This is a genomic window from Streptomyces sp. NEAU-YJ-81 (assembly GCF_017592595.1).
GTDB classification, from domain to species: Bacteria; Actinomycetota; Actinomycetes; order Streptomycetales; family Streptomycetaceae; genus Streptomyces; species Streptomyces hygroscopicus_B.
Map to the genome: position 1 here is coordinate 36,070 of NZ_JAGFNO010000023.1, position 26,379 is coordinate 62,448.

The window sequence follows — 26,379 nt, forward strand, 5'->3', positions numbered from 1 at the left end:
AGTCCGGGCCGATATGCCAATGGCTGATGCGCGCTTCTTCAACGACGAGCCTTGGCCAGCCCTCGAAGCCCTGGGATGCGCACCCATCCGCCGGCGCCGCTTGCGAACCGCATCGCATCGCATGAGGAGCCTGGAGTCAAAGCCGGCCCGACCGCAGTGTGCGGGCGAAGTTCTGGAGGTCGGATGTGAACAGGCCGGGCTGCTCGAAGGCGGCGAAGTGGCCGCCGCGCGGCTGCTCGACCCAGTGCACCACGTTCCACTGGCGCTCGCTCCACCGGCGCGGTGACCGGGTCTTCTCCCGGGGATAGAGCGCGATGCCGGTGGGCACCTCCACCCTGCGGCCCCATACCTGCGAGTCGGAGCCGTAAGCCTCCGACTCGGCGTACAGCCGGGCGGCGGAGGTGGCGGTTCCGGTGAGCCAGTAAAACATGGTGTTGTCCAGCAGCCGGTCGAGCGTGAACGGCAGGCCATCGCGAGTGTCGGACCAGACGTGGAACTTCTCCAGCAGCCAGGCAGCCAATCCCGCGGGGGAGTCTTCCAGCGCCGGGCCAATGCTGTGCGGCCGCGTGGCCTGTTGAATGTAGTAGCCGTTGTCGGCGCCGTACACCCGGGTGTTTCGCTCCAACGTCTCGCGCTCCGCCGCTGTCACCCCGGCCAGAGGATCATCAAGGCCAGGCGGGGCAACCGCCCACGGAAAGTTGATGTGCACACCCAAGAGTCGACCGGGATACTCAAGGCCAAGCTGCCGGACGACGAAGGCCCCCCAATCCCCGCCCTGCGCCAAGAAATGAGGGTGGCCGACATCGTACATGAGGGCGGCGAACGCGTCGGCGATGGCGGCCACATCGACGCCAGGGGCGGCAGTCGGTCCCGACAGGCCGAACCCGGGCATCGAGGGCAACACAACGTGAAAGGCGTCCTCGGCACGTCCGCCATGGCTGGTCGGGTCGACCAGCGCGGGCAGGCAGTCCAGGAACTCCACCACCGAGCCGGGCCAGCCATGGCACAGCAGCAGCGGCGTGGCCTCCTCGTGCCGCGAACGCACCACGAAAGCGTGCACGCGCAGCCCGGCGAAGTCACCGACGACCTGAGGAAGAGCGTTCAACTCGGCCTCGGTGCGGCGCCAGTCGTAGCGGTACAACCAGTGCTCGACGAGGCGCCGTAGCCAGGGCTGTGGAGTCCCCCATCCCCAGTCCTCGCCCGGCAGGTCGTTCCGGAATCGAGTACGCGAGAGCCGCTCGCGCAGGTCGGCCAGCGCCTCATCGGTCGTGGTGATCTTGAAAGCTTGCATCGAGACATTCTGACCTCGTCGGGCACCGCCGCCAACGAATCACCCGACAGCTCCACCAGGCATTCCGCCAGAACTCCAAGCTTGATGTTCAACCTCGCCGCTGTTCCAAGCGGACATGTTCAGTCAGGTTTTCTCAACGACATCATCTACGCGGACGGGCGTGAGCCAGCTCAGGTATGAGCAGACGGGGCGGGCCGCACCCGGCTGCGGACAGACATAAAGCCCCTGGTAGGACAGGTCTCACCACAAGATCATGTCCATAACCACCAGAGGCTTCAGGTTGGTCGACCATGGTGCCACGCTCGACGTCCCGCGCCACGTAGTGGTGTACCTGTCCCGCCTGCTGGCCGCGTATCGCCGACGCATCAGCACTCCGCGCGGCAGCCGGGCCCTGGGCCCGTTCCGCCAGGCCGTGCTGGTCCTGCGCTGGTTCCGGACCCGCGCCTGCGTGCACTGCACGGCCCGGGACGCCGGGATCTCCCAGGCCATCGGCTACCGCTACCTCGCCGAGGGCATCGAGGTCCTGGCCCGCCGTGCCCCCGACATCCACACCGTCCTCGAAGACTGCCATCGCGCGGACATGAGCCACATCGTGCTGGACGGCACTCTCATCCCCAGCGACCGCACCGCCGGCCTGCGGGGCAACGGCAACGACCTGTGGTAATCCGGCAAAGCCAAACGCTTCGGCGGCAACCCCCAGTTCCTGGCCTCCCCCTCCGGCGACCTGCTGTGGGTCTCCGACGTCGAACCCGGCAGCACACCGGACATCACCGCAGCACGCCACCTTGCCCTGCCCGCCCTCTACCGGGCAGCCCGAGCAGAATCGGCACCATCGCCCAAGCCGCCCTCGTCCTCAACAATGCGTGGAAACAGACTCGTTGAAAGAAGCTGAGTGGCTGGTAGGGGGTGTCTGCCTTCTCTCTACCCTTCAGCCGAGTTGTGTGTCAGACCTCTCTCATACACTCCGGGCCCATGACAGCACTCGTTCTCTCCAGCCAGATCCCCTCCGGGGTAATCGACGACTTCGACCTTGTCACCGTCGACGGCCGCCTTCTCCTGTGCGCCGGCGACGGAAGCGGGGGGTACACCTGGGAGCCGTCCGAGGACCGATGGACGGAATACCGGCTGGACCTGCCGTACCGCCCCGCCGACTTTCGCGCGATGGTCGGGCACCTTCCCGCCGAGGATGATCACGGCTACCGGCTCTATTCAGTCTGTGCGGCGGTCGTGGACGGCCGGATCGTGGTCGGCGGGGGCAACTACGAGGAGCCCTTCGCGCAGTGGGATCTGGCCAGCGGCGCTGTCCGCGCGCACGCGAGGCCCGACGACGGCGGGACGGGGAAGACGACGACCGTGCGGCTGAACGGCCGGCCCTTCTTCATCAGTTGCGGCGCCTACACGTACCTGTGGGATGTGGAGCGTACGGACACCGAGCCAGTTCAGCTCCCCGGAGACCGGGACACCGTCGCGGGGATCGCGGCCGGAACGCTGAACGGCCGGCCAGTTGTGGTCTTCGGCGACTGCGGGGACGATCGCGTGGTGGTGTGGGACGTCGACACCCGGAGCGTCTTCAGGGAGTTCCCTTGTCCCGTCCCCGTGGCGGACGTCGGTCTGGCGATGCTGGACGGTCGTACCCGGGTGGTGGCAGCCGGCGGGAACCGAGTGATCCTGGGGGATCCCGACACCGGGGCATGGGAGTGGGAAGGGCCGATCGACGAGGAATCCATCGAGTTCGACGAGAAGGACGAAGAGGAAGAAGAGACGGAAAACTCCATTTCCTGCATGGATGTTGGCGTCGTGGGCGGCCGCCCGGTCGCGGTGACCGGTTCGGAGGACGGCCGGGTGTGCGTGTGGTCGCTGGAGGAGCGGCGTCTCATCCAAGGGCCGTTCACCCCCGGGCACGAGGGCGAGGTCAACGCCGTCCGTATCGCTGATCTGGACGGCCACACGGTCGCCGTCACGGCCGGGCAGGACGACCGGGTGCTCGTGTGGGACCTTGAGCGGAACTGACGTCGAGCCCGACGGCTCCCATCATGACCCGACCCAGCCAGCAGTGCCCAGATCAACCCGCTTCGCAGAGATCATTTCACTGAGAAAACCTCAGTGAGGGTTCCGGTTCGTTTCACAGGCTTCCCCGGTTCGTGTCCCGGGACTGGCGCGCGGTTTTTCGAGCCGGGTGGGCGCCCGGGCCCGGGCCGGGAGGCCATCGGCTCCACCGACTTGGGCCGCCGATCCAGCAGCCCGTGCGCATACGCCTGCCCCCAACGCCGCCGATCAGCGCGGAGACGTCGAAGAACAACTCCGCCGTGAACGGCCGTCCGTGTAGCTGCTCATGACCTGGTACGCAGCCCCTCATACAAGAGGTCGAGCACCCGGCCGAGCTGATCGCGATCCTCGAGTACGCCTGCGACCATGGCGATGCCACTGAGTGACACCACCACATCGTCCGGTTCGATCTCGGATCGCGTGAACCCCGTCGCCGCGGTTGCCGACAGCAGTGCGCCGACGGCTTCATCGAGTCGCTCGCGGCTTTGCGCGAACGGATTTCCGCCCGCAGCTACGACGGCCCGGATGGCCTCCGTCAGACCGATCTTGGTGGCCCAGTAGTCGACGAAGCGGTCCATCCAGATACGCAGAGCTTCGCGGGGCGGCACCTGGTCGAGCAACTCCCCGGCCGCAGCGCACACGGCGTCAAGCTCCGAGCGGTATGCCGCCTCGATGAGGTCTTCGCGCGCCGGAAAGTGGCGGTAGACGGTGCCGACACCGACACCGGCTGCTTTGGCGATCTCAGTGAAGGGGACGTCCGGGCCCCTCTCTATGAACAAACGCAGCGCGACCTCGAGGAGGCGCGCGCGATTGCGCTGCCCGTCCGCACGCGGTCTGCGCTGCGTTGCCTCGGTCACGACCACCCCTACTAAACGGAATGCATTCCACTTACATCATACACACAGGCCCTTGCGACCACTCAGTGGCGAGTCGGGCACATTCAAGCAACGCCCGCCGCGACATGGAACAGACCACCCAGCTCAGGCCACTCCCCCTCCCTCGAGACCGTCATCACCACAGGAAGACCATCCCCCACAGAGAGCGATCACCCCACCTCCTTGCAACCGGAATCCATTCCGGTTAACCTTCCATTACCGGAAGGGATTCCGGATAATGATGGCTCCCCCGCCGCGAGAGCGGACAGGAATCGACGGGGAGCGCCGACATGAACGGAGCCCACACATGAGCTCGCGCGAGCGCTTCACTACGCCCTACGGCTTTCACACCACGGCGAACGAGGTCATCGAGGGGGTCGACCTGACCGGCAAGCGCGTGATCGTCACAGGCGCCGCGTCCGGCATCGGCGTAGAGACGACACGCGCCCTGGCCAGTGCCGGTGCCGATGTCACCCTCGCCGTCCGCAACGTCGAGGCGGGCCACCGTGTCGCCCAGGAGATCGCGGCCAAGACCGGCAACTCCAAGGTGACTGCCGCGCCACTGGAGCTGACCGACCGAGCCTCGGTCGCGTCCTTCACCGACGCCTGGCGGGGCCCGCTGCACATCCTGGTGAACAATGCCGGGATCATGGCGCTGCCCGAGCTGCACCGCACCACCGAGGGCTGGGAACTGCAGTTCGCCACCAACCACCTCGGCCACTTCAACCTGACCCTCGGCCTCCACGACGCGCTCGCGGCCGCCGGTGGCGCGCGCATCGTCTCGCTCAGCTCCAGCGGCCACCTGTTCTCCCCGGTCGTCTTCGACGACATCCACTTCGAGCGCCGCCCCTATGAGGAGTGGGCGGCCTACGGCCAGTCCAAGACCGGCAATGTGCTGCTGGCCGTCGGGGCGGCCAAGCGGTGGGCCGACGACGGCATCACCGCCAACGCGGTCATGCCCGGCGGCATACGCACCGGACTCCAGCGCCACCAGGAGGGCAACACGACGCCGGAGGTCGAGGAAGCCTTCGCCAACTTCACCTGGAAGACCGTCGAGGAAGGTGCCGCAACCTCGGTGCTGGTGGCCGCATCCCCCCTACTCGAAGGCGTCACCGGTCGCTACTTCGAGGACTGCAACGAGGCCGAGCTCAACACCGACCCCAACCCCTACGCCGACAGCGGCGTGCGCCCCTACGCACTCGACACGGACAACGCCGAGCGGCTCTGGGACCTGGGCACCGCGATGCTCCGCTCCTGAGACGAGTCGTCGGAGCGGGTGATGGCGCCGGACAGAAGGCCGCGCCCCAGCGGGGAGCAGGCGACCGGGCCGACCCCCAGCCCCCGCAGGACATCGAGCACACCGTTGTGCTCGAAACCGCGCTCGAAATACTCCGTCTGCACTACCGTGAGCGGGTGCGCGGCGTCGGCACGCCGGATCGTCTGTGCGGACGCCTCACACAGGCCGACGTGGCGGACCTTGCGACTCCAACGCGACCAAGGCAGGTCTGCTCGACGCCGCCTTCACGGAATTCGCCGCTTACGGCATCGCCGGGGCCCGGGTGGACCGGATCGCCGAGACCGCGGGAGCGAACAAGCGGTTGATCTCCGTCCACCCGACCGAACCGCAGGTCTTCCCATCCTGACGTGCCGGTCGGGGTTCGCCGCAGCGCCTGCCGCGAACCTCGCCTGGGACAGAATTCCAAGGAGCCGTAATGAAAGTAGTTCTCTTCGGAGCATCGGGCATGGTGGGCCAAGGGGTGCTCCGCGCGTGCCTGGAGGACCCGGGGGTGACGGAAGTGATCGCCATCGTGCGACGGCCACTCGGCCGCAGTGCTCCCAAGCTTCGCGAAGTTCTCCACACGGACTTCGAGGACCTGACCCCGATCACAGCGGATCTCGCAGATGCTGATGCGTGTTTCTACTGCCTTGGCGTGTCGTCGGTGGGGCGCAGCAACGCGGAGTACGAGAAGGTCACTTACACCTACACGATGGAAGCCGCACGGGTCGTGGCCGCCGGCAATCCTCGGCTGACATTCGTATACGTGTCAGGAGAAGGCACCGACAGCACGGAGCAAGGGCGCACCTCCTGGGCCCGGGTGAAGGGCCGCACGGAGAATGCCCTGCTGGCCATGGACATGCATACCTACGCCTTCCGTCCCGGATGGATCCAGCCCATACACGGCGAGACTTCCGGAACGGGCTGGTACCGGCTCCTCTACCGGCTCACGTCCTGGCTCTATCCACTCCTGCGCCGCCTCGCCCCCCGGTACGTGACCAGTACCGAGCATCTCGGGCGCGCGATGATCGCTGTTGCGCGGCTGGACGGTACCGGACCTCGCATCCTGCACTCGCAGCAGATCACCCAACTCGACGCATAGGGAAGAGCCGGGAATTCACGGACGAGTCAGTCAGCGGGCGTGCCCGGGCCCGCCTGGCGCAGGCAGCGTTCGAGTCGTTGCAGGAATCCGTCGAAGGATTCGTCAGCGGGCCAGGTCTGGTAGGCGGTAGTGGCGGCGACTATCGCCAGGACTTCGGCTGCCGGCCCTCCGGCCAGGGGCCGGTCCGGCCGCGATGGTCATCCAGCGCGCAGGGCGCCGACGCCGCGGAGCTACCAGTCGTGGCGGGCTCTGGGGTCGATGGCGGTGGAGGCGCCGGGGGCTTGCGGGCGCTGGAGGTATCACTCGCGGACGACGCTGCGTTCGGCGTAGGCGTCCTGGGTCCACGGGATGAACTCGACCAGCGGCGGGGCGGCCGACAGGCCGACACCGACGAGGTGCTGGTGGAGCTGCGTCATGTCGCCGGCATGCGGCGCACCTCCAGGTAGGCGATCGTCAGCGTGACAGGCGTCCCCGCGCCGGACGCGCCCGGCGCACCGGGAAAACAAGAAGCGGTCACGGCATCCGCCGACCTCACGGCGCACCCTGTCGTCGGCGCATCACCTCGCAGGACACTCGGTGTGCTGCTGGTGATGTGCGGCTCGGTGATGTGCGTGCAGTCGCTCGTCGCCGCCATCAACCTCGCGATGCCCAAACTGTCGGCGAGCTGCCTGCACCCGTCGCCCACGCAGTTGCTGTGGATCGTCGACTCGTACGTCATGATGACGATCACTTCCACGGACTGGTCTGTGTTCATCAGGCATGTTCGCTCGCCCTGATGTCAGAGCGCGATCACCAGCACGGCGCCTTCCCCGTATTTGCCGCTACAGCAAACAGCTTTGCCTATGTTCTCGAGGCGAGCGCACCATCCAAACCATCGACAGCACCGGTCGGACCGCGACGGTCGGGCGTGCGCGGAGACGCGCCGCATGACGGCATGCGGCCTTGCGGCGACCATCGACCGGTCGTCGAACCGGTCGAGGTTCCCGGCCGGCGGTAAGTCCTGACGGCGGTCGCGGGTGACCGCCACCTTGGAGAGGAGAACACTGTGTCCAGCGATTGCTTCGATGGTGATGACGACGCGTTGACCGGGTACGACAGGTGGCGTCGGAGCCGCTGGGAGGAGATGGCGGGCCCGGACGGGAAGGCGGGCCGCATCGCCTATCGGCTGATCACGGAATCGGGCCAGGAAGTCCCCGAGGTTCCGGGGCGGTGGACGTCCACCGGCTTCTCGGGGAGCCTGACGCTGACCGCGGCCCGTGCGGAGGGCGTCTCCGTCGATGACCAGGCCGTCGACGGCGCGGTGGAACTGACCAGCGCCAGCCGCCTGTCCTTCCCCGGCGGGCGGCGCGGCACCATCGAGGAACTGCGGGGAGCCCATGTCCTGGTCGTGTGGGATCCGGCCGCGCCCACCCTCGTCGGCCTGCGCGGGATCGAGGCGTGGCCGTGGGACCCGGCCTGGACCGTCGAGGCGGAGTACCGTCCGGCGGATGCCGGACGCCTCCTGGAAGTGACCCGGCTGACCAGCCCGAGTATGCGGGACACCCTCCCGGCCCCTGGCGACTTCGTCTTCGATCTGCGAGGCGAGCGGCACACGCTCCGGGCGTTCGGTGTGGGCGGCGACACCCTGCTGATCACGTTCACCGACGGCACCAGCGGCACGGACACGCCCGGCATGGGCCGGTGGCTGATCCTGCCCCGGCCCAAGGACGCCACGGGTACGGCCCGTATCGACTTCAACCGGGCCGTCGTTCCCCACCACATGTTCTCGGCGGCCTTCCCCTGCCCCCTGCCGCCCCGGGAGAACCACCTCCTCCTACGCATCGAAGCGGGCGAACGCGCCCCCGTCTTCGGAGAAGAAGCGGCCGTCGGCACCACGACCGGCCCCGCCGTCTGACATCCGCCGCAACCGGCGCAACCGGCGCAACCGGCGCACCCCGAAAGGAAAGAACGATGACACCCGACCATGACCTTCGCGCAGCAGCGGTGGACTACCTCCGGCAGTGGGAGGTGCGGGACTACGCCACGATGCGATCCCTGTGCACCGACACCGCCACCGTGTGGCACAACGACGGAAGCGGTGACCAGCCGATCGACGAGAACATGGGACTGCTGAAGCAGTTGGCCGCCGACGTCGAGACACTTCGGTACGACATCGTGCGGCAGTTCCAGGACGGCGACGAAGTGCTCCAGCAGCAAGTACTCCACCTGACCATGACCGACGGGTCCCGCAGTGACGTACACGCGGCGATGTACTTCCGGTTCGACGGCGGCCTCATCGACCGCATCGAGGAATACTTCAACGTCGTTCCGCTCAACGAATCCATGCCGTCGTCCGGCTCGCCCGAACAGCGCTGATCGCGGCCGCTCCCGCCAAGCGGTCGGCTGAGGCAGGGCCCCGGACGCAGCACCGGCCCGGGCCCTGCCTTGTGCGAGGAGACCGCAACCTCGTCTGTGCCGACGCGTTTGCCACAGGCGGCAGCGCCGCTTGTGGCAAACGCGCCTCGCGCGCTCCCGGTCGAAGTGTCCACCGGGCCGCGCGGTCACGCCCGTTGACCGTGGCACAGATTCACGACGTCGCCCATGACATCGTTCGCCGAGCATCAGTCGGCCTTCCATCGCCGATGGCGGGCCTCCACTGAACAGCGCCTCGGGGGCAAGAGGCCGGAGCCGGTGTGCTGGTCCGACGTCCGGGCGGGAAGGCGGTGAGCGAGCGCCGGCTCGAAGAGCCGGCTGTTTCCTCAGCCGTTGACATCGTCGCCTGCTACACGGCGAAGATCCCCATCTCTTGCACCCGCGAGACCCCACCGAGTACCCGAGTTGGGTGAGGCGATACCCGGCAAGAGAGCTTTTCACCTTGGAATATCCCCCGGGGTACACCGTTCAAGAGGAGTCATAGTCGTGTTCTTCGTCGACATCCTGGAATTCGAGGGCCTCGGCAACCGCAGCTACCTGTCCGGCGGACCCCGTTCGGCGGTGGTCATCGATCCGCCGCGTGACATCGATCAGGTCATCGCCGCGGCGGCCCGGCGAGGGGTGCGCATTGCTTTCGTTGCCGAGACCCACCTGCACAACGACTACGTCACCGGCGGCCTGGAGCTGGCCCGGGTGACCGGGGCCTGCTACCTGGTGCCGGCCGCAGCGCACGTGTCCTTCGCCCGCACCCCGGTGGCCGACGGCGACACCGTGACGGTGGACGAGGGTCTGGTGCTGCGCGCGCTCGCCACCCCCGGGCACACCCCGCACCACACCTCCTACGTCCTCGCTGAGGACGGGCGCGGTGTGGCGGCGTTCACCGGCGGATCGCTGCTGATCGGCACGGTGGGCCGCCCCGATCTGGTCGAGCCGCGGCTGACCGAGCAGCTGGCCCGTGCCCAGCATGCCTCCGCCCACCGCCTGGCCGATGAGCTGGACGACGAGGTGCCGGTGCTGCCCACCCACGGCTTCGGCAGCTTCTGCTCCTCCTCACCGGCCGAGGGGGACGCGACCACGATCGGCCAGGAACGCGCCACCAACGACGCGCTGGCCCTGGACGTGGACACCTTCGTCGCACGGATACTGGCCGGGCTGGACGACGTGCCCGCCTACTACGCGCACATGGGCCCGGCCAACGCCGCGGGGCCCGCGCCGGTCGACCTCACCCCGCCGGGGCGTGCGGACGCCGAGGAGATCGCTTCCCGGCTGGCCGCCGGTGAGTGGGTGGTGGATCTGCGCAGCAGCATGGCCTTCGCCGAGGGGCACGTGGCCGGGTCGTTCAACTTTGAGGGCGAGGGCAAGCTCGCCACCTACCTGGCCTGGCTGATCCCGTGGGGCAAACCCGTCACCCTGCTCGCCGACACCCCTGAGCAGATCACCGACGCACAGCGAGAACTGACCCGGGTAGGCATCGACCGCCCGGCCGCCGCCGCCACCGGCGACCCGGGCACCTGGGTCCGCGCCGGCGAGCAGCTCGCTTCCTTCCTCCGCGCCCGCTTCGCCGATCTCGCCGATGCCCGTGAGCGTGGCAACGACGTGGTCGTCCTGGACGTGCGCCGGGACTCCGAGCGCGCGGGCGGTTTCATCGACGGCTCGGTCCACATCCCGATCCACGAGCTGCACGGCCGCATCGGCGAGGTACCGGCCGGGACAGTGTGGGTGCACTGCGCCGCCGGCATGCGCGCGGCGATCGCCGCCTCCCTGCTGGACGCCGCCGGCCGCGACGTGGTCGCCGTCGACGACGGCTTCGACGCCGCCACCGAGGCGGGACTGATGCTCACCCGCCCCGACGGCACCGACTGACCCGCCCTATCCCGCACCACCTGCACGAAAGAGATCAGACGATGTTCCCGCAACTTCACCGCGGCCCCGTCCGCCTCACCCCCCAGCAGGCCCACCAGCAGACCAGCGCCAGCCAGGCCGTGCTGCTGGATGTCCGCGAAACACCGGAGTGGAAGGCCGGGCACGCGCCCGGCGCGCTGCACCTGCCGCTTTCCCGCCTGATCACGGGCGCTTCCCTGCCAGCCTCCACGCAGGGCAAGCCGGTGGTCACGATCTGCCGCTCCGGTCACCGCTCCCAGCAGGCAGCCAAGCTGCTGGCCGGACGAGGCGTCGAGGCCACCGACGTCACCGGCGGCATGACCGCCTGGGCACGCCAGGGCCTGCCAGTCACCGGCGAAGGCGGCAGCAGCGGTGCCATAGCGTGAGCGCGCTGATCTTGGCCCTGATCTCCGGGGCCGTGGTCGGAATCGCCCTCGGCGCCCTCGGCGGGGGCGGCAGCGTCCTGGCGGTGCCCGCGCTGATCTATCTGCTCGGCTTCACTCCGGCCGCCGCCACCACCGCCAGCCTGATCATCGTCACCGCCACCTCGCTCACCGCCCTGTACGCCCACGCCCGCACCGGCAACGTCCGCTGGAGGGCCGGCGCCCTGTTCGCCGCGGCCGGACTCCTGCCCGCCGCCGCAACCGGAGCCGCCGCCTCCCGCCTGCCCCAACCGGTATTGACCGCCACGTTCGCCGCCATCGCCGCACTCGCCGCCGTCAAAATGCTGCGTCCCAGCCAGGCGAGCACCGGTCAGACGCCTGTAGTGCAACCCGCGAAGGCCGCCGGCACCGGCGCGGGGCTGGGTGCGCTGACCGGGCTCCTCGGGGTCGGCGGAGGCTTCCTCGCCGTCCCCGCCCTGGTCACCGTGCTTGCATTCGAGATGCAGGCCGCCGTCGGCACCAGCCTGCTGGTCATCTCGGCCAACTCCATGGCCTCCCTGGCCACCCGCGGCGCCACTACCGCCGGCATCGACTGGGCGGTGATCGGCCCCTTCGCGGGCACGGCAATCCTCGGCGTCCGGGACGGCAAACGCCTGGCTGCCAAGGTCACCGGCACCCTGCTGCAACGCACCTTCGCCGTCGTGCTGCTGGCCGTGGCCGCCTTCATGCTCATCGACGGCCTCACCTGAACCAGGCCATCCGGCGCCGGGCGCATACAGGTTCGGACAGCAGCACCGGTTTCTCCGGTCCGTTCCTGCTCCCACCCCAAGGGCGACCATCACATCAACATGCATCTGGGCCGGACGATCGGGATCGGGCCACTGGGGCGGCCGGAAACCGCCGACACGCTGAAAGGTCACGGTCTCCGTGCCCGTCGTGTTCGCGAGCACCACATAGTCAGACGAGTCCTCCACCCGCGGTAGCGACAGCAGGCTCTCGTAGAAGCTGGCGAGCTCAGATGGCGCAGGACAGTCAATGACGAGAGAGAACAGGCGTCCGATCATGTTGATCACACTATGCGCGCACGGAGGAAGAGGAAGAGGGATACGCGCATGCACGATTCACTGGGCTTTCCGTGCCTTCGCAGGGCGATGATCGAGCAGGCAAGTTCGAGCAGCCCCTGGTGCAGGTCGGCCCGCCGTTCGTAGCGGATCCGCAGGCGCTTGAACTGGTGGAGCCAGGCGGTTGGGTCGGCCGCGCGGTGAGGTGCTCGCCGTGGGGCGAGTCCTGTTCCGCGCGACCGACCCAACCGGCTGACTGACGCTCCACCGCCGCCTGGCCTGCGACTACGAAACTCTTCCCGCCCGCTCCGAAGCCATGATCCACCTCGCCATGACCGACCTCATGGCCCGCCGCCTGGTCCGGAACCTCGGCGTGAAGCCCTTATCGCTCGCCGCGATACTGAGCACGGCTCCGGCCTGGGGACCCAACGCCGGCTCGTGTAGGGCGCGTTCGCCCGCCTGCACTGGTTTCGCCGCCTGCGGATCCGCTGGCAGATACGCGACGACATCCATGGAGCATTCCACATCCTCGGATACGCACTCATTTGCTGGCGACGCCTGAAGTCATTGAGGTAGGAGTTCTCGCTGGACGTTCCAGCAGCGACCACTCCGGGGAGCTGCGGGATCGCGCCACCGGCCCGCACGGCCGTCCCGGCCTCAGCTACTGGGTCTGGCTCATTGGGCGCGCGGCACTGCGCATCAGTTCCTCGAGGCCGCGTTCGCCTGCCGGTGTCTGCGCCCGTTGCGCAGCCCTCGGCCCATCAACTGCTGAACGGCAGGCAAAGCGATCTGAGTGGCCCACGCCTCGTTCTCGCGGAGGAGTCCGTCCGTGATGTGTTCGGCAGGCAGTGCGCGCTTGGCCGCTTCGATGACACCGTCGGGCAGGGCAGCGATATTGCGGGCGATACGGTCGACGTACTCATCGAGTTGGCCGGCCGGCAGAGCCCGGTTGATCCAGCCGTAAGACGCTGCGGTCTCGGCATCAAACAGGTCTGCGGTGAGCACCGCTTCCAGTGCACGGTTGCGGCCCACGCGGTCACGGAGGTACTGCGTTCCGCCTCCGCCGGGGACGATGCCCATGAGCGCTTCGATCTGGCCGATTCCGGCGGTCTCGGCTGCGGCGAATGCCATGTCCGCCGCTGCTACGAATTCCGCCCCGCCTCCACGGGTCTTCCCGGCGAGCTTCACGATGGTCACCTGAGGCTGATGGCGGAGGAGCTCGCCTATGGCCTGGAACACATTGACGTCCGCCGGCGCCGACGCAGCGAGCTGCTCCAGAACGTCCATCCTCTCCCCGATCCGCATGTCCACATGCGCGAGGAAGAACTCCGGGTCGGCACTGGAGAAGACGATCACCCGGACCGATGAATCGCCCCTCAAGGCGTCCAGCGCCGTGCGGAGCTCGCGCATCATCCGGCTCTTCGTCCTCGCTGGAGGCGGTAACGGTCTCCTCGTCGAGGAGCGGATAGCCGTTGACCTGTTCAGTGGACGTGGTGGCCTCCCGGGTGCTGGTGGGTTGAGGGTCACGCGTCGAGGGCGGACCGTCAACGGCGCACGGGAGTTCGCGCTTCGCGGGAGCCGGCGCCGTGTCGCCGGGCTGGGGGTGCCCGGCCCCAGGTATGACGCGCCGTCTTGACCGCCCAGGGGGGTAATTGCCGCACATCAGTGCATCCTTGGAGACGCTGGTAGGGTCCTGATCATGTCCAGTCAACAACCGCCAGGATGGAACGACGCTGGTCAAGCGGGACCCGCTGGGTACGGCCCCGCCTCGTATCAGGCGCAGCCGCCCTATCAGCCGTATCCGAACGGCCCCGGTGTCCCGGGCGGCTACCACCACCTCCAGCCGTTGGCGATGCCGGGGCAAGTCCGGGCCGCGCAGGTGCTGTTCTTCGTAATGGGCGGGTTCGGCCTGCTCGCCATGGTGCTCGCCATCGTGAGGGGCGACGCGGAGGCGGCCGGCTCGATCTCCGTAACGTCCCTCCCGGCGTTCCTGGGCCTGATCTGCGCTCTGCGCTTTCCCAAGCGGAAGCCCAACTCACGGGGTACGGCGATCTTCCTCGCTTCGCTGATGCTCTTCATCGGGTTCGGCACCATGGGGCGGGGCCAACCTGTCGGGCTGGTCCTGTGTGCGGTTGGTGTCACCATCGTGATCCTGCTGTCCCAGCGGCAGTCCGGTCACTGGTTCCGCCGTCCAGTCCGCCCCTGACAGGCCGGAACCTGCAGAAAAACAGACGCTCTTTGCCTCAGCGGGCCGGCGCGGTCCGGTCGAGCCGCATCGCGGCACCCCAGGTACTGATGACGCGCCGCGCTCCTTATCCGCCACAACAGGCCCGGCAGGCGTCTCCTTTGCCGGGATCGCAGGGGGCGCCGCAGGCGCAGCGGGGCCGGCCTTGTGGCCGTCCCGTTCGGGAGACGGCCGTCCTCGGTTGCAGCTCCTCCTTTGACACTGCGACTGCCGCGTGCCGTCCTGGCCGGACGCACGCTTCCAGGGCACGCTTCAGGAGGCTTGGTCGTGGCGTCGGCGGGCGGCCCGGATCTCTTCGCGGTGGGTGTTGGCCCAGGTGTCCAGCGCCGTGAGGGGGGTCAGCAGGGTCCGGCCGAGGTCGGTCAGCTCGTAGTCGACCCGGGGCGGGACGGTCGCGTGCGGGGTGCGGGTGATGAGGCCGTCGCGGGCCAGCGCGCGCAGGGTCAGGGTGAGCATGCGCTGGCTGATCCCTTCGATGGCGCGGTGCAGCTCGGAGAAGCGGTGTGTGCGCCGGCCGAGGAGGACGACGATCAGCACGCTCCACTTGTCGCCGACCAGGTCGAGCACCTCACGGACGGCGCAGTCGTCGGTCGGCTTGATCGTCTCGGGCACATTCATGTTCGTGACTGACATCAAAGTGCCTCCTTCCGGTTCGTTCCATGCTGCCGCAGACTGAGGTTACGCACAATAAGTAACCCAAGGAGGATCCCATGAGCACCTCACTGGATGAAGCCCCCGGGCCCGGGGCGCAGCCGGGTCCTGCGCCGTCCGACGAGGAACCGGCCCCCGTCCCCGCCCCTGCCCTGGTCGTCGTCGGGGCCGACGACGCTCCCGTCTGCTCGGACGGGGTGTGCCTGCTGTGAGCGGGCAGCAGCGGTTACGGATCGAGGTGTGGTCGGACGTCGTGTGCCCGTGGTGCTACATCGGCAAGCGCCGACTGGACAAGGCACTCGACCAGTTCGGGCACGCTGACGAGGTCGAGGTGGTGTGGCGCAGCTTCCAGCTCGACCCCGCTCACCGTGAAGGCGTGCGGGAGCCCGTGTACGACGCCCTTGCCAGGAAGACGGGCGGCTCGCCGGCGCAGGTCCGTGCGATGACCGGGCAGCTTGCGGAGCTGGGGGCGGCAGAAGGGCTCGCCTACGACTTCGACCGGGCCGTCTTCGTCAACACCTTCGATGCCCACCGCCTGAATCAGCTGGGCCGTGCCCACGGCCTCGGCTCCCAGACGCACGAGCGGCTGATGCGCGCCCACCTGATCGAGGGCGAGGTCGTCGACGACGTCGAGACCCTCGTCCAGCTGGGGAACGAGGTCGGGATCCCGGCCGACGAGGCACGCAAGGTTCTCGCCGGTGACGCCTACGCAGCCGACGTCCTGGAGGACACCCGCGAGGCTCAGGCGCTCGGCGCGAGCGGAGTGCCGTTCTTCGTCCTGAACCGCACATACGGCCTCTCCGGCGCGCAGCCGGTCGATACCTTCCTGTCCGCGCTGCGCAAGGCCGCTGCCGCGCCCGGCACGGCAGCTCGCTGAGCGTCCACCTGCCGCAGCGGACAACCGCCCCGGCTCTGCCGGGGCGCCCCCGCACGCCGCTCATCACCTTCGGCACCCCGTGCCCGGCCGCTTCCCGGCCGGGAAGCCGGCACCCCGCTCGATTTCCTGAGGCAGTCCCTCGCGGGCCGCACCGTCCTCGGGTCCGAGAGCCGCGCCGTCCGAGAGCCGCGCCGTCCGCGTGCGCGTCGCACCGGGTGCCGACGCGCCTGCCCGTCCGTCCTGACACACACCGAAACCGAAAGAGACCACACAGCTATGTCATACCTGCTCCACATCGATTCCTCGGCCACTCCCGGCGACGGATCCGTCTCCCGCAAGGTCGCCCGGTCCTTCCGTGCCTCCTTCACCGGCCCCGTCATCCACCGCGACCTCGGCCTGGCACCGGTCCCGCACCTCACCGCCGAGAGCATCACCGCCCGCAGCACCGACCCCGCCCAGCACACCCCGGAGCAGGCCAAGGCGCAGGCCGTCCAGGACGAACTCATCGAGGAGTTCCTCGGCGCGAGCGTCTACCTGTTCACCGTCCCGCTGTACAACCTGACGATGCCCTCGGTGTTCAAGGCATGGCTGGACCAGATCATGATCTTCGGCCGAACCCTGGCCGTCGGCGCCACTCCGCCCACCGCCGGCCGCCCCGCCACCGTGATCACCGCCCGGGGCGGCAGCTTCGGACCCGGCACCCCCAACCACGGCATGGACCACCTCGTACCGTCCCTCGAAACCATCCTCAACCGGATGCTCGGCCTCGACCTGCGCATCATCCTGCCCGAGCTCACCCACGCCCCCCACGTCCCCGCGATGGCCGACCTCATCCCGCTCCACGAGACGGCCCTGGCCACCGCACACGAACAGGCCGCCCAGCAAGGCAAACTCCTCGCGAAGCGCTTCGCCGCCTGAGGCACACCCGCCCGCATGAGAACGCGGGCAGACCGCCCACCCCGCCCAACGGAGACCCACCCCAGCGCCTCCGTGTTGGCCGCCGCGATCAGCTTCGGCGCGCTTCAGAGCAGCTTGGTGCCGTAGGCCGGGGCGCCGGGGTGCCGTAGGCCGGGGCGCCGGGGACAACATCCAGGCGGCCGGTGTCCGCGTCGAACGTGACCACGCGTGCGTGCCCGGCCGGCTCGGGCACAACCGCGGCGCGGATGTCGTCGAACCGGACGAGGACGCCGCCGCCGACGGCCGGGGTGACCATGCCTCGCTCCGTCATCATCAGGGTGATCGCGGTGCCGAGTCCGAGCGGCTCGCGGCCGTCCCGTCGTACGACCTGACCGGTACGCCGCTTCGGCTTCCTCTTGCGGGTGGCGCTGTTCTTCGCCGCCTGCTCGCAGGCGGCGACCAGGGCCTGCCGTGCGAGGTCGACTCCGCTCAGCCCGGTGGTCATGCGATCACCGCCCCCGCCGTGTCGCCATCAAGGGGCCGGGCGGCGAGCTCGGGCAGGCGGGCCCGGGCCGGCCACGGCACGGGCGTAGCCGTCTCCGCGCGGGCCGCCGTCTGCTCGCGCAGCTGTTCCAGCCGCGTCGCCAGGAGGTACGGGGCGGTGCGCTCCCGGCCGGCGTCGGCGGCCTTCGTCGCGGCGGCAACCGCATCCGCGCCGTTCGGGTTCGCGTGGAACCGGCAGCGGTCCTGCCCGGTCGCGTACACCCGGCGCACGTCCGCCCCGGCTTCCTTGGTCCGGCCCAGCACCACCAGGGCGCACCACCAACCCTTGGGCGCCGCCAGCAGTCCGCCGTAGGAATGGTGTACACGCCGAGCGAGGATCAGCGCGCCGGGTTGTGCCCCGCTTCCGCGGGCAGGGGGTAGACGTTCTCCGTCGGAACCCGCATGCGTTCGGCGAAGGACCCGTCGTGCAGGTGTCGGGCGAGCCTGGCGCCGCCGTCGCCGCGGGAACTCCGGCCCAGCAGCGTGATGTCGGGGGTCAGCGCGTCGTCGCGGGAACGGACGGTGCTGTCGCACCACACCAGGTCGCCGACGCGCAGCCGGGTGGCGTCCGGGCCGACGCCGACGACCCGCCCCCGCCGCCGGGGCCGGGAACCACAGGGGTTTCGAGCGGGTAGTTCCGCCGGCCGCTGAAGACCTCATCGGCGTACGGCGGGACGCACGTCGACAGGACCTCGACCACCACCTCGCCGCCGCCCGCCCCCGGATCGGGTATCTCCCGCACCGTGAGCGGGGCACCGAACTTCGTCCGGACTGCTGCTCGCATCTGCCGACCTCCTTGATGGCTCGTTCCGAGGCTAGGGCCCTTCTGGCGGATCTCCGCGGCGTCGCGACGTCCGGCACGCCGAGAGCACGCACCGGACGCCGCTCCTTCGCCCACGGAGATCCGTCAGAAGGACCCTAGGAGCGCAGAGGGCATGCGCCAGGCGGCGGCGCTCGAACGGAGCGCAGGCGCCGTCCTGTTCGAGCGCCGTCCCGACGGGGTGCGGCTCACGCCCGCAGGCTTGGCCCTGCTGCGGCACGCCCGCATGATCCTGGACTCCGTCGCGGCGGCCGAGCGCGACCTCACCGGCTCCGCCTCGCAGAGCGAACTGGTGCGGGTCGGGGTATTCATGAGCGCCGGCGCAGTGATCCTGCCCATCGCGCTCACGCGGCTCGCAGCGACCAGCCCACAGGTCACCCTCACCACACGTGAGGGCACCACGCCCGCCCTGGCCCGGGCCCTGCGGGCGGGCTCGATCGACATCGCCATGCTGACGTCCCGCCCGCCGTACCGGCCCTTGGACGGTGAGTCACCCCGGCTGCACATCGACGCCGTCGAGGGCACCGAACTGCTCGTGGGAGTGCCGGCGGCCGACGTGTTCGCCGGCCGCGCCTCCGTACACGTCGACGAACTCGTCGATGCCCCCTGGATCGCGACCCCGTCATCGAACTCCGAGCCGCTGCTCGGCGTCTGGCCCGGCCTGCCCGGACGGCCGCGCATCGTCCACACCGCACGCGACTGGCTGACGAAACTGGAGCTGGTCGCCAGCGGTTTCGGCGTGACAACTGTCCCATCCCGCATGTCGACAGTGCTGCCGTCCGGCGTGAGACTGCTGCACGTCGACGGCGTGCCCCCGAGGTCCGCCGCGTTCTCGTGGCGCGGCTTCCCGGCAGACCGACCCCAGGAATCTCGGCCGTCACCCGAGCACTTGCCTCGACCGCCTGACCGTCGCCGCATCCCCCGACGGGGACACAAGCGCATACGGCCGCAGCATGACCAGGGCCTTTCGCCGCAATCACCTCGATGTGGATCTGGGCACCGAGACCGGGGTGGTGTCTCCATCGAGATCCCTCTCGGAGTGGTGGCCGCCTTCGAGAATTCGTGCGCCTCGGATGTCGAGAACGTCCGGCCGGCTCCGTCCCAGGTACACGAGCGGCCACGGACATGTCGCTCGACGACGCCGGCGAAGGAGCGATCACCATGCAACCGACCGAGATCACCGAGATCCTGAACCGACCGATCAGCCAGGAGCTGCTGGCCCGCGACCTGACCCGGCTGGCCTATGTCGCCAAGGATGGCACACCACGCAGTATCCCGATCGCGTTCACCTGGAACGGCTCGGAGATCGTCCTGTGCACCACGAAGAACGCCCCGAAACTGCCCGCACTGCGCAAGAACCCGGTGGTTGCCCTGACCATCGACACCGAGGTCCACCCACCGAAAATCCTGCTCATCCGCGGGCGGGCCGAGCTGGACGTCGTCGACGGCATCCCGGACGAGTATCTCCGGATGAACGGCAGCTACGAGATGACACCCGAGCAGCGCATCGAGTGGGAGGCCGAGGTCCGCTCGCTCTACGACGGCATGGTCCGGATCGTCGTCACCCCGACCTGGGCGAAACTCATCGACTTCGAAACCACCCTGCCCACTGCGATCGAAGAGCTGATCCGGCAGCGGGCCGAACGTCAGCACGCCTGAGATCAATGCGGCCAGAAAGGGCCTTACCACACCAAGGAAAGCCGTACCGGGCGGAGGGATCACCGCCCTGGGCACGATCAGCTACTCGCGGGCGAGAGCTGACCGCACCACGTTTCCGCGTCCGCCCACCGCCTGCCGCTGTACCGCTACGTCGGCGGAGTCGACGCCCACCTGCTGCCGGTGCCCATGACGGGGCGCACCCTTGCGTCGGCTGGGACGCGGCAGCCGGGTCCGGTCAGCGTCCCCGGCCCTGGGGGAACTGCCCGAGGTGAACCGCACGATGGACGACCACCGCCAGGCCCCGGAGGTCCTCGGTGAAGGCATCGACGCGGATCCGGCGTCCGCTGTGCAGCCGGATCTAGCACGTAGAGCCCATGCCCCGGGCGTCGGCGAGCGGCCGGCCGTCACCGCCAGCGGTACTCACCTGCGCGACGTCCTCCCAGGGGATCACGGTGGCGGTGCCCGCCACCCGGTGGGTGAACCCCCGCTCATGAATGTCGAAGCACTGCTCTCGGGTACGGAACGCTTGCACCAGGCGCCAGATCCCCAGACCCCACCCCACCAGGCCGACCCCGAGCAGTATCCCCGCCAGCCCCGGGGCCCCCTCGGTGGTGCCCACCGACGCGATCGCCACCGGCACCCCGAAGGCTGTGCCCACAGCCCCGGCCATCAGCCAGATACCAGCCTGCCGCAGGCGTCGCGCACCATCGGTACGGTGCTCCCGCACGAATCTCCCCAACTGCTTGGCGGCTTCCGTACGCCGCATCGGGCCCCCTCCCAGGTCGTGGACACCTCAAACTATGCCCCCCACCGCCGAGTGATGCACTCTTACTGCGGGCCTTGGGCAGCACCGAGGACGACGCAGACCAAGCGCGGGCGGCTCGATCTGAGCCGTCGCAATACGGCTGCTCCCCGCATCCATGTTCGCTCTCGCCTCTGTCAGCCTCTGCATCTCGCCCGCGCCGTCGCAGCGGATCTCAGGAACGACGGCGCCACGCCCTGGAGGAAGCGGAGCCGGCCGGGCGGCCAACAGACGCGAGGAGTGCTTCCAGCGCTGACCGGCCGGATTCACCCGCTCCCGCTGTCCAACAGGGCCTGGCGCAGGGGCCGATGAGCTTTCCCAGGCCCCGGTCGGACGGTCGGATCAGCGCAGTCCGGCGAAGAGATCGTTCTCCGGTACGGCCGCGCCGGTGGCGTCCTGGACACGTACGAAGGTCTCCATGCCCATCAACTCGCCGAACCTCTCCTTGCCCATCTTGAGGAAGAAGATGTTCTCGCCCTGACTGGCGTGCGCGGCCAGCGCGTCGAACTTCTGACCGCTGAATGCGGTGGTGTCCACCCACGTGGTGATCTCATCGTCGGGGAGGCCGATCTCGGCCATCGCGGCGGCCTCGGCAGGATCCGGCTCCGGCATGTCCTCATGAAACTCGCGCATGGTCTCCCCGAACCGCTGCATCATCGAGCGGGGCATCGTCGTCCAGTACACCTTCGGTGTCAGCGCGGTCATCTCCAGCGCCGCCATCGTGATGCGGTGGGCCTGGATGTGGTCGGGGTGGCCGTAAAAGCCGTTCTCGTCATAGGTGACGACCACATCGGGTCGGTAGTGCCGCATAAGTTCCGCGAGTCGGGCCGCGCCTTCCTCCACGGGGGTCTGCCAGAAGGATCCAGGGGCGTCGTTGCTCGGCCAGCCCGTCATCCCGGAGTCGGCATAGTCAAGCATCTCCAGATCGCTGACCTTCAGGACGTCACAGCTCGCCTCAAGTTCTTGACGGCGCATCAAGGCGACCGCCGCCGGATCGTGCCCGGGATCGCCCGGCTTGACACCCCCCGGTCCGTCACCGCAACCGCCGTCGGTACACGTCACGAGAACCGTGCGGATACCTTCCGCCGCGTACCGCGCGAGGACCCCTCCGGTTCCGGTGGCCTCGTCGTCGGGGTGGGCGTGCACTGCCATGAGCGTCAAAGGCCGGTCAGTCATGAAAAACAGTCCTCCTGCAGAACTACGTCTTGGTCCGAGTACGCGGCGGGCGTACCGCGATCCCGGGGCCCGGCCCCTGGCGGGCGGACGACCTTGTGGTCTCCGTGCTCCCCGCCCGTGCGGCGCCGGTGCCTCAGTTGCAACCGTGCCGGCCGGACCGGCTGTTCCCGGCCCGGCCGCTTGGCCTTCCAGGCGTCGGCATTTCAACGCTAACGAGGTACAGGCGCGACCCGCACGTCTCAGCGCCACGTCGGTTCCGACTTCCAATCGGCACCAGCCGTGAGATTCCGACACGAAATTTGAAACTCTACAACGGTCCCGGGACCCATTTCGCCGGGGGGCAGGCAGGAAGGGCCCACGAAGGACTGGCCATGCAGGGGCCCGACGCCCTCGTCTTCGTGGGGGAGCTGGGTGCGGCCCTCCGGACACCACCTTCGGCCGGAAACGGCGCACGGCCCGTGACGCGGTCGGCATGCCGAAGGAGTTTCGCTTCTACGACCTGCGGCACACCCGCAACACCCTCGCCGCCGACACCGGCGCCAGGCTGAACTGATGGTTCGCGCGGGCAGTTCTCCGAGCGGGCGCAGCTGATCTACCAGCACCTCACCAAGGAACACCAGCGCAGGCTCGCCGACGCCAACGACGCGGTCGTCCGCCGCCGACGCACGTCAGCTGACCCGGTATCTGGCGTCGGCTCGGTCAGCGCCGCCAACCGACTCGTGTCCCCGCTCCCGGCTCCCGAGGCGCTGCCCAGTGGCTAACCTGACGCCTCGTTAGCCTCGCGCTTATCCACGGGTCCGCGTCGAGGGCGGGGGCTGTGGGGTGGTGTCCCAGGCCGGGGCCGTGCTGCTGGTACCAATGCCAGAGAAGACGGACGGGCTCAAATGTTGATCACGGTCTTCCCGATCGTCCGCCTGCTCTCGGCCAGTTCGTGGGCTGCTCTCATCGTGTCCACACTCAGGCCGCTGAGCACCGTCGTGGCGATGGGACGCAGCCGGCCCGCGCCGACATCCGCTGCCAGTTCGGCGAGGATTCTGCCCTGGCTGGCGATGTCGCCACCCGCCATGATCTTGCTGAAGACGGTTTCGGTGTGCAGCGACACGGACTTACCGGCGAGCGGTCCAAGATCGAGGGGACCGTTCAGATCGATGACGGCAAGGTGACCGAATGGCCGCAGGATCTCGGCGATCCAGCCGACATTGCCGATGGTCCCCGAAGTGGACAACACCAGGTCGATCCGGTCGACACCGGCGCCACGCAGTTGCCCAGGCACGTTTCCGGTGTGGTCGACGACCACATCCGCTCCCATCCTCGTGCACCACTCGCGTGATTCTGTACGCGAGGCCGTGCTCGCCACCAGGGCCGAGGCCCTGCTCTTCAGCAGCTGTGTCGCCAGCGTCCCCACGCCGCCGGCGCCGCCGACGATCAGCACCCGGTCGATTCCCGCCGCCAAGCTGTCATGATCGCGGAACAGTGCCTCCCAGGCCGTGAGGCCGCCGATGGGCAAGGACGCGGCGTCGGAGAAGGACAGCTGGTCCGGAATCCTCGCCACCACACGATGGTCGACCGTGAGCCGCTCCGCCCAGGCGCCGTCTCGTGTCATGTCTCCGGTACCCATGACGCGATCGCCGACTGCGAAGCCCGTGGCTTCCGGTCCCACGGCTTCCACCACCCCGGCGAACTCCCACCCCAAGATGATTCGTCCGCCCGGTTCAGCGCTGCGCATCTGCCGGATCGCCGCTTCACCCGGATTGATTCCCACGGCACAGATCCCGACGAGCAGATCCGTGTCGCGCAGCCGTGGTTCCGCGGCGTCGATGAGCTCGATGGCGAACGCGTCGAGCGAGTGGGCCTTCTCGTAAGCGAGGGCTTTCATGTGATGCCCCTGTCGTGCTGGGTCATGATCTTCTCCGTTCAGTCCTGTTTGAGAGCGTGCAGGGCCGAGAGCAGGCCGCCGCCGACCTGCATCAACCGGCCGCCGACACGTCGGCCAGCGCGGCAGGGATGTCCGGCCACCTGACTGCGAGGAACACCATCTCGGCCGCGGCTGCCTCGGCGACTGTTCCGGCGATGGCCAGCGGCCCCAGCCGCGCCACCGTGTCACTCAGTGCGTCCGGGCCGCGCCTGTTGCTCAGGACGACGCGATGACCTGCCGTCACGAGATGCCCGGCGATGCCCTGCCCGATCGTGCCCGCTCCGATAATTCCGAAGTCCACCAGCGTCTTCCTCGCGAAGGTGTTCAGGAGGTTCGCGGCCTTAACCCGCCTCTTTGATGTCGTTCACCATCAAAATTTATGATGGTCAGCAGCATCATTACTTGTCAAGCCGGAGAGCGCGCGTGGACACCTTTTTTGATGTCAGGTATCATTGCAACGGGCGAGATGTCGGCCTTGGCCCGCACGCAGCGGTGCCGTCTTGTCGAGGAGGTGTCCGAGGTGCCACGCATCACCCAGGAGCAGAAGAAGCTCAACCGCGAAAAGATCGTCCGGGCGGCAGGCGAAGGCTTCAGACTGCACGGCATCGACGGGATCGGCATCGAGGAGCTGATGAAGACCGCCGGGATGACGCACGGAGGGTTCTACAACCACTTCTCCTCGAAGGAAGACCTCGCCCTCGAAGTCTACCGTCAGGGCTTCGCCGACTCGCTCAACGCGCTTGCCGCCATCCGCAAGGCACATCCCCGCTCCGCCCGGGCAGCCCTGCACGACATGGTCGACGTATACGTGACGGCCGCCCACCGTGATCACCCGGAAACCGGCTGCGCCTCAGCCGCCCTGGCAGTTGATGCCGGACGCCACGGCGCCGCATCTCAGGCCGAGTACCGACGCGGGCTTGAGGGATACTTCAGCGCCATCACCGAGATGGTGCTCGATCACGCGCACCAATCCGGCACCGAACCGACGGCGGCAGAAGCCCGCGAACAGGCAGTGGCGCTGTTCTGCCAGATGGTCGGCGCCCTGGTGGTCTCCCGCGCTGTCGTTGAGGCCGACCCTGGACTGTCCGACGAAATCCTGACAGCCAACCGCAAACAGCTCAGGCAGAGGTAAAGCAGAGACTGGTGCAGGTCCGACGGGCTGGAAACGTTCCTCCGGCCGGACGGCCTCTCGCCCACCGAGCGCCCAGACAGGCCAGCTCGAATTCGTTGAAGCGACCTCCCGCGCCGTGTCCTCGTCGGCCTGGGTTCGCGTTGTTCTCGCGAGTGGCGGAGGGGCGTCGACGATGCGGGCGAGCCGGTGAAGAAGCGTATCGGGTCCTACCCGCATGTCCGCGTCGGGGGCGGCGGTCGCGGGGTCGTCTCGCAGGCCGGCTCGGTCCTGCTGGTGGAGACGGTCCGCAAGACCGGCCTCGACCGGGCGATATCTGCGGCACTGGCGCCCGTGGCGGAAACCGCGGGTCGTCCATGATCCCGGGAAGGTTCTCCTGAACGTCGCGCTCGCGGTCGCGTTGGGCGGGGACTGCCTGGCAGATATCGGCATGCTGCGGGCCGAGCCGGCTGTGTTCGGACCGGTCGCTTCCGACCCGGCGGTATCCCGCCTGGTCGACGCCCTCGCCGCCTCCGAGGAGACGGCCCTGCGTGCGATGCGCACCGCGCGGGCTCAAGCACGCGAACGCGTCTGGCGGTTGGCCGACCGGAAAGCGCCTGACGCGGACGGGTCGGCGACCGTTGACCTCGACGGGGTGCTGGTGATCGCGCACTCGGACAAAGAGGACGCTGCACCGACATGGAAGAAGACCTACGGTCACCCCCCGTTGATGGGGTTCGTCGACCACGGACCGGGCGGCACCGGGGAGCCGGTGGCGACCCTGCTCAGGCCGGGGAACGCGGGCTCGAACGCGGCCGCCGACCACATCACCGCCGCCCAACTGGCCCTGGCCCAGCTCCCGAAGAAGTACCGGCGCGGGCGGCAGACCCTGATCCGCGCACCGACTCCGCGGGTAGCACCCATGACTTCGTGGCCTGGCTGGCCCGGCAAGGACGGTGGTTGTCCTACTCGGTCGGCATGGTGCTCACGGATGCGATCCACGAGCACGTGCTGAAAGTTCCGGCATCCGCCTGTACACCGGCCGTGGAGGGGGACGGCGAGATACGTGACGGCGCATGGGTCGCCGAACTCACCGGCGACACCCTGGAGGGTTGACCGAAGGGGATGCGGCTGATCGTCCGGAAGGAACGGCCGGACCCGGGAGCCCAGTTGAGGCTGACCGATACGGACGGCATCCGGCTTACCTGCTTCGCCACCAACACCTCCGGCCGGCCAATCGCGGAGCTCGAACTCCGTCACCGGCTGCGGGCCCGGGCCGAGGACCGCATCCGGGCCGCCCGGGCCACCGGGCTGCGGAACCTCCCCCTCCACCGCACCGCCCAGAACCGCAACTGGCTG

General features: G+C 68.8%; 30 protein-coding genes and 4 pseudogenes. 20 read left to right on the forward strand and 14 right to left on the reverse strand.

Features of this window, described 5'->3' with window-relative positions:
• Positions 1-136: 136 nt before the first annotated feature.
• Positions 137-1,291: an epoxide hydrolase family protein gene (locus J5X86_RS35180; protein WP_208520736.1), complete on the reverse strand. Its 1,155-nt coding sequence runs from the start codon at positions 1,289-1,291 to the stop codon at positions 137-139.
• A 253-nt stretch (positions 1,292-1,544) separates the two neighbouring features.
• On the opposite strand from J5X86_RS35180, the gene J5X86_RS35185 reads away from it, so the two are divergent.
• Positions 1,545-1,955 carry a hypothetical protein gene (locus J5X86_RS35185; RefSeq protein WP_208520737.1) on the forward strand — a complete coding sequence of 137 codons (411 nt, stop codon included), beginning with the start codon at positions 1,545-1,547 and terminating at the stop codon, positions 1,953-1,955.
• 308 nt (positions 1,956-2,263) lie between these two features.
• Positions 2,264-3,301 carry a WD40 repeat domain-containing protein gene (locus J5X86_RS35190; RefSeq protein ID WP_208520738.1) on the forward strand — a complete coding sequence of 346 codons (1,038 nt, stop codon included), beginning with the start codon at positions 2,264-2,266 and terminating at the stop codon, positions 3,299-3,301.
• A 320-nt stretch (positions 3,302-3,621) separates the two neighbouring features.
• Here the strand turns inward: J5X86_RS35190 and J5X86_RS35195 are convergent, their stop codons facing one another.
• Positions 3,622-4,194, reverse strand: coding sequence for a TetR/AcrR family transcriptional regulator (locus J5X86_RS35195; protein ID WP_208520739.1), 573 nt, complete (start codon positions 4,192-4,194; stop codon positions 3,622-3,624).
• 325 nt (positions 4,195-4,519) lie between these two features.
• On the opposite strand from J5X86_RS35195, the gene J5X86_RS35200 reads away from it, so the two are divergent.
• Positions 4,520-5,470, forward strand: coding sequence for an SDR family NAD(P)-dependent oxidoreductase (locus J5X86_RS35200; RefSeq protein WP_208520740.1), 951 nt, complete (start codon positions 4,520-4,522; stop codon positions 5,468-5,470).
• Here the strand turns inward: J5X86_RS35200 and J5X86_RS35205 are convergent.
• On the reverse strand, positions 5,404-5,715 hold the full coding sequence (locus J5X86_RS35205) for an aldo/keto reductase (protein WP_208520861.1): 312 nt from the start codon (positions 5,713-5,715) through the stop codon (positions 5,404-5,406). The genes J5X86_RS35200 and J5X86_RS35205 overlap by 67 nt on opposite strands.
• On the opposite strand from J5X86_RS35205, the pseudogene J5X86_RS52605 reads away from it, so the two are divergent.
• The 8 genes and pseudogenes from J5X86_RS52605 to J5X86_RS35250 all read left to right on the forward strand — a co-directional run.
• Positions 5,655-5,816 (forward strand): annotated as a pseudogene (locus tag J5X86_RS52605) (TetR family transcriptional regulator); the annotation flags it as partial. The gene J5X86_RS35205 and the pseudogene J5X86_RS52605 sit on opposite strands and share 61 nt — an antisense overlap.
• Positions 5,817-5,924: 108 nt before the next feature.
• The gene (locus J5X86_RS35215; RefSeq protein ID WP_208520742.1) at positions 5,925-6,590 is read left to right on the forward strand and encodes an NAD(P)H-binding protein; all 666 of its coding nucleotides are present in this window, start codon (positions 5,925-5,927) and stop codon (positions 6,588-6,590) included.
• A gap of 458 nt (positions 6,591-7,048) precedes the next feature.
• The gene (locus J5X86_RS35225) at positions 7,049-7,366 is read left to right on the forward strand and encodes a hypothetical protein (RefSeq protein ID WP_208520873.1); all 318 of its coding nucleotides are present in this window, start codon (positions 7,049-7,051) and stop codon (positions 7,364-7,366) included.
• Between the two features lie 269 nt (positions 7,367-7,635).
• On the forward strand, positions 7,636-8,484 hold the full coding sequence (locus J5X86_RS35230; RefSeq protein WP_208520743.1) for a DUF1684 domain-containing protein: 849 nt from the start codon (positions 7,636-7,638) through the stop codon (positions 8,482-8,484).
• Positions 8,485-8,540: 56 nt separating this feature from the next.
• The gene (locus tag J5X86_RS35235; protein ID WP_208520744.1) at positions 8,541-8,945 is read left to right on the forward strand and encodes a nuclear transport factor 2 family protein; all 405 of its coding nucleotides are present in this window, start codon (positions 8,541-8,543) and stop codon (positions 8,943-8,945) included.
• A gap of 543 nt (positions 8,946-9,488) precedes the next feature.
• Positions 9,489-10,865 carry an MBL fold metallo-hydrolase gene (locus tag J5X86_RS35240; RefSeq protein ID WP_208520745.1) on the forward strand — a complete coding sequence of 459 codons (1,377 nt, stop codon included), beginning with the start codon at positions 9,489-9,491 and terminating at the stop codon, positions 10,863-10,865.
• Between the two features lie 41 nt (positions 10,866-10,906).
• The gene (locus J5X86_RS35245; RefSeq protein WP_208520746.1) at positions 10,907-11,269 is read left to right on the forward strand and encodes a rhodanese-like domain-containing protein; all 363 of its coding nucleotides are present in this window, start codon (positions 10,907-10,909) and stop codon (positions 11,267-11,269) included.
• On the forward strand, positions 11,266-12,015 hold the full coding sequence (locus tag J5X86_RS35250) for a sulfite exporter TauE/SafE family protein (RefSeq protein ID WP_208520747.1): 750 nt from the start codon (positions 11,266-11,268) through the stop codon (positions 12,013-12,015). The genes J5X86_RS35245 and J5X86_RS35250 overlap by 4 nt, the downstream gene beginning before the upstream one ends.
• A gap of 96 nt (positions 12,016-12,111) precedes the next feature.
• On the opposite strand, the pseudogene J5X86_RS53015 reads toward J5X86_RS35250, so the two are convergent.
• A pseudogene (locus tag J5X86_RS53015) lies at positions 12,112-12,330 on the reverse strand (VOC family protein); the annotation flags it as partial.
• 253 nt (positions 12,331-12,583) lie between these two features.
• On the opposite strand from J5X86_RS53015, the pseudogene J5X86_RS51190 reads away from it, so the two are divergent.
• Positions 12,584-12,685: pseudogene (locus tag J5X86_RS51190) on the forward strand (IS5/IS1182 family transposase); the annotation flags it as partial.
• Positions 12,686-13,026: 341 nt separating this feature from the next.
• Here the strand turns inward: J5X86_RS51190 and J5X86_RS35265 are convergent.
• Positions 13,027-13,737 carry an enoyl-CoA hydratase/isomerase family protein gene (locus tag J5X86_RS35265; RefSeq protein WP_243982295.1) on the reverse strand — a complete coding sequence of 237 codons (711 nt, stop codon included), beginning with the start codon at positions 13,735-13,737 and terminating at the stop codon, positions 13,027-13,029.
• A 289-nt stretch (positions 13,738-14,026) separates the two neighbouring features.
• Here J5X86_RS35265 and J5X86_RS35270 point away from each other — a divergent pair, with 289 nt between their 5' ends.
• Positions 14,027-14,533 carry a hypothetical protein gene (locus J5X86_RS35270; protein WP_208520748.1) on the forward strand — a complete coding sequence of 169 codons (507 nt, stop codon included), beginning with the start codon at positions 14,027-14,029 and terminating at the stop codon, positions 14,531-14,533.
• A 291-nt stretch (positions 14,534-14,824) separates the two neighbouring features.
• Here J5X86_RS35270 and J5X86_RS35275 read toward each other — a convergent pair whose 3' ends face one another.
• Positions 14,825-15,205, reverse strand: a complete 381-nt coding sequence (locus J5X86_RS35275) for a helix-turn-helix domain-containing protein (RefSeq protein ID WP_208520749.1) — start codon at positions 15,203-15,205, stop codon at positions 14,825-14,827.
• Between the two features lie 77 nt (positions 15,206-15,282).
• Here J5X86_RS35275 and J5X86_RS35280 point away from each other — a divergent pair, with 77 nt between their 5' ends.
• The 3 genes from J5X86_RS35280 to J5X86_RS35290 all read left to right on the forward strand — a co-directional run bounded on the left by J5X86_RS35280 (position 15,283) and on the right by J5X86_RS35290 (position 17,018).
• Entirely contained in the window at positions 15,283-15,435 is a 153-nt protein-coding gene (locus J5X86_RS35280) for a hypothetical protein (RefSeq protein ID WP_208520750.1), read from the forward strand.
• Positions 15,432-16,100 (forward strand): DsbA family oxidoreductase, encoded by a 669-nt coding sequence (locus J5X86_RS35285; RefSeq protein WP_208520751.1) that lies wholly within the window; start codon positions 15,432-15,434, stop codon positions 16,098-16,100. Before J5X86_RS35280 ends, J5X86_RS35285 begins: the two co-directional genes overlap by 4 nt.
• 276 nt (positions 16,101-16,376) lie before the next feature.
• Positions 16,377-17,018 carry an FMN-dependent NADH-azoreductase gene (locus J5X86_RS35290; protein WP_208520752.1) on the forward strand — a complete coding sequence of 214 codons (642 nt, stop codon included), beginning with the start codon at positions 16,377-16,379 and terminating at the stop codon, positions 17,016-17,018.
• An 88-nt stretch (positions 17,019-17,106) separates the two neighbouring features.
• Here J5X86_RS35290 and J5X86_RS35295 read toward each other — a convergent pair whose 3' ends face one another.
• The 4 genes from J5X86_RS35295 to J5X86_RS35305 all read right to left on the reverse strand — a co-directional run bounded on the left by J5X86_RS35295 (position 17,107) and on the right by J5X86_RS35305 (position 18,324).
• The gene (locus J5X86_RS35295; protein ID WP_243982297.1) at positions 17,107-17,502 is read right to left on the reverse strand and encodes a hypothetical protein; all 396 of its coding nucleotides are present in this window, start codon (positions 17,500-17,502) and stop codon (positions 17,107-17,109) included.
• A complete protein-coding gene (locus J5X86_RS35300) occupies positions 17,499-17,807 on the reverse strand; it encodes a hypothetical protein (protein WP_308124814.1) in 309 nt (102 codons plus the stop codon). The genes J5X86_RS35295 and J5X86_RS35300 overlap by 4 nt, the downstream gene beginning before the upstream one ends.
• A gap of 71 nt (positions 17,808-17,878) precedes the next feature.
• Positions 17,879-18,079 (reverse strand): hypothetical protein, encoded by a 201-nt coding sequence (locus tag J5X86_RS53020; protein WP_374229320.1) that lies wholly within the window; start codon positions 18,077-18,079, stop codon positions 17,879-17,881.
• Entirely contained in the window at positions 18,037-18,324 is a 288-nt protein-coding gene (locus J5X86_RS35305; protein ID WP_374229323.1) for a hypothetical protein, read from the reverse strand. The genes J5X86_RS53020 and J5X86_RS35305 overlap by 43 nt, the downstream gene beginning before the upstream one ends.
• 151 nt (positions 18,325-18,475) lie before the next feature.
• On the opposite strand from J5X86_RS35305, the gene J5X86_RS35310 reads away from it, so the two are divergent.
• Both J5X86_RS35310 and J5X86_RS35315 read left to right on the forward strand, forming a co-directional pair.
• Positions 18,476-19,552 carry a LysR substrate-binding domain-containing protein gene (locus J5X86_RS35310; RefSeq protein ID WP_308124815.1) on the forward strand — a complete coding sequence of 359 codons (1,077 nt, stop codon included), beginning with the start codon at positions 18,476-18,478 and terminating at the stop codon, positions 19,550-19,552.
• Positions 19,522-20,019, forward strand: a complete 498-nt coding sequence (locus J5X86_RS35315; protein WP_208520753.1) for a pyridoxamine 5'-phosphate oxidase family protein — start codon at positions 19,522-19,524, stop codon at positions 20,017-20,019. Before J5X86_RS35310 ends, J5X86_RS35315 begins: the two co-directional genes overlap by 31 nt.
• 358 nt (positions 20,020-20,377) lie before the next feature.
• Here the strand turns inward: J5X86_RS35315 and J5X86_RS35320 are convergent, their stop codons facing one another.
• From J5X86_RS35320 to J5X86_RS35335, 4 genes are all read right to left on the reverse strand, one after another.
• Positions 20,378-20,785 carry a hypothetical protein gene (locus J5X86_RS35320; protein ID WP_243982299.1) on the reverse strand — a complete coding sequence of 136 codons (408 nt, stop codon included), beginning with the start codon at positions 20,783-20,785 and terminating at the stop codon, positions 20,378-20,380.
• Positions 20,786-21,163: 378 nt separating this feature from the next.
• Positions 21,164-21,997 carry a PIG-L family deacetylase gene (locus J5X86_RS35325; protein WP_208520754.1) on the reverse strand — a complete coding sequence of 278 codons (834 nt, stop codon included), beginning with the start codon at positions 21,995-21,997 and terminating at the stop codon, positions 21,164-21,166.
• Positions 21,998-22,877: 880 nt separating this feature from the next.
• Positions 22,878-23,873 carry an alcohol dehydrogenase catalytic domain-containing protein gene (locus J5X86_RS35330; protein ID WP_208520755.1) on the reverse strand — a complete coding sequence of 332 codons (996 nt, stop codon included), beginning with the start codon at positions 23,871-23,873 and terminating at the stop codon, positions 22,878-22,880.
• Positions 23,874-23,964: 91 nt separating this feature from the next.
• Positions 23,965-24,213, reverse strand: a complete 249-nt coding sequence (locus tag J5X86_RS35335; protein ID WP_208520756.1) for an NAD(P)-binding domain-containing protein — start codon at positions 24,211-24,213, stop codon at positions 23,965-23,967.
• A 78-nt stretch (positions 24,214-24,291) separates the two neighbouring features.
• On the opposite strand from J5X86_RS35335, the gene J5X86_RS35340 reads away from it, so the two are divergent.
• A complete protein-coding gene (locus J5X86_RS35340; protein ID WP_243982301.1) occupies positions 24,292-25,044 on the forward strand; it encodes a TetR/AcrR family transcriptional regulator in 753 nt (250 codons plus the stop codon).
• A 186-nt stretch (positions 25,045-25,230) separates the two neighbouring features.
• Positions 25,231-26,379: pseudogene (locus tag J5X86_RS35345) on the forward strand (IS1380 family transposase); the annotation flags it as partial.

Excerpts from the sequence above, each read along its gene's own strand:
- J5X86_RS35180 (WP_208520736.1), bottom strand. The coding sequence starts at position 1,291 with ATGCAAGCTTTCAAGATCACCACGACCGATGAGGCGCTGGCCGACCTG.
- J5X86_RS35185 (WP_208520737.1), top strand. The coding sequence starts at position 1,545 with ATGTCCATAACCACCAGAGGCTTCAGGTTGGTCGACCATGGTGCCACG.
- J5X86_RS35190 (WP_208520738.1), top strand. The coding sequence starts at position 2,264 with ATGACAGCACTCGTTCTCTCCAGCCAGATCCCCTCCGGGGTAATCGAC.
- J5X86_RS35200 (WP_208520740.1), top strand. The coding sequence starts at position 4,520 with ATGAGCTCGCGCGAGCGCTTCACTACGCCCTACGGCTTTCACACCACG.
- J5X86_RS35215 (WP_208520742.1), top strand. The coding sequence starts at position 5,925 with ATGAAAGTAGTTCTCTTCGGAGCATCGGGCATGGTGGGCCAAGGGGTG.
- J5X86_RS35235 (WP_208520744.1), top strand. The coding sequence starts at position 8,541 with ATGACACCCGACCATGACCTTCGCGCAGCAGCGGTGGACTACCTCCGG.
- J5X86_RS35245 (WP_208520746.1), top strand. The coding sequence starts at position 10,907 with ATGTTCCCGCAACTTCACCGCGGCCCCGTCCGCCTCACCCCCCAGCAG.
- J5X86_RS35265 (WP_243982295.1), bottom strand. The coding sequence starts at position 13,737 with ATGCGCGAGCTCCGCACGGCGCTGGACGCCTTGAGGGGCGATTCATCG.
- J5X86_RS35270 (WP_208520748.1), top strand. The coding sequence starts at position 14,027 with ATGTCCAGTCAACAACCGCCAGGATGGAACGACGCTGGTCAAGCGGGA.
- J5X86_RS35275 (WP_208520749.1), bottom strand. The coding sequence starts at position 15,205 with ATGTCAGTCACGAACATGAATGTGCCCGAGACGATCAAGCCGACCGAC.
- J5X86_RS35280 (WP_208520750.1), top strand. The coding sequence starts at position 15,283 with ATGAGCACCTCACTGGATGAAGCCCCCGGGCCCGGGGCGCAGCCGGGT.
- J5X86_RS35290 (WP_208520752.1), top strand. The coding sequence starts at position 16,377 with ATGTCATACCTGCTCCACATCGATTCCTCGGCCACTCCCGGCGACGGA.
- J5X86_RS35295 (WP_243982297.1), bottom strand. The coding sequence starts at position 17,502 with ATGACCACCGGGCTGAGCGGAGTCGACCTCGCACGGCAGGCCCTGGTC.
- J5X86_RS35305 (WP_374229323.1), bottom strand. The coding sequence starts at position 18,324 with ATGCGAGCAGCAGTCCGGACGAAGTTCGGTGCCCCGCTCACGGTGCGG.
- J5X86_RS35310 (WP_308124815.1), top strand. The coding sequence starts at position 18,476 with ATGCGCCAGGCGGCGGCGCTCGAACGGAGCGCAGGCGCCGTCCTGTTC.
- J5X86_RS35315 (WP_208520753.1), top strand. The coding sequence starts at position 19,522 with ATGCAACCGACCGAGATCACCGAGATCCTGAACCGACCGATCAGCCAG.
- J5X86_RS35320 (WP_243982299.1), bottom strand. The coding sequence starts at position 20,785 with ATGCGGCGTACGGAAGCCGCCAAGCAGTTGGGGAGATTCGTGCGGGAG.
- J5X86_RS35325 (WP_208520754.1), bottom strand. The coding sequence starts at position 21,997 with ATGACTGACCGGCCTTTGACGCTCATGGCAGTGCACGCCCACCCCGAC.
- J5X86_RS35330 (WP_208520755.1), bottom strand. The coding sequence starts at position 23,873 with ATGAAAGCCCTCGCTTACGAGAAGGCCCACTCGCTCGACGCGTTCGCC.
- J5X86_RS35340 (WP_243982301.1), top strand. The coding sequence starts at position 24,292 with ATGATGGTCAGCAGCATCATTACTTGTCAAGCCGGAGAGCGCGCGTGG.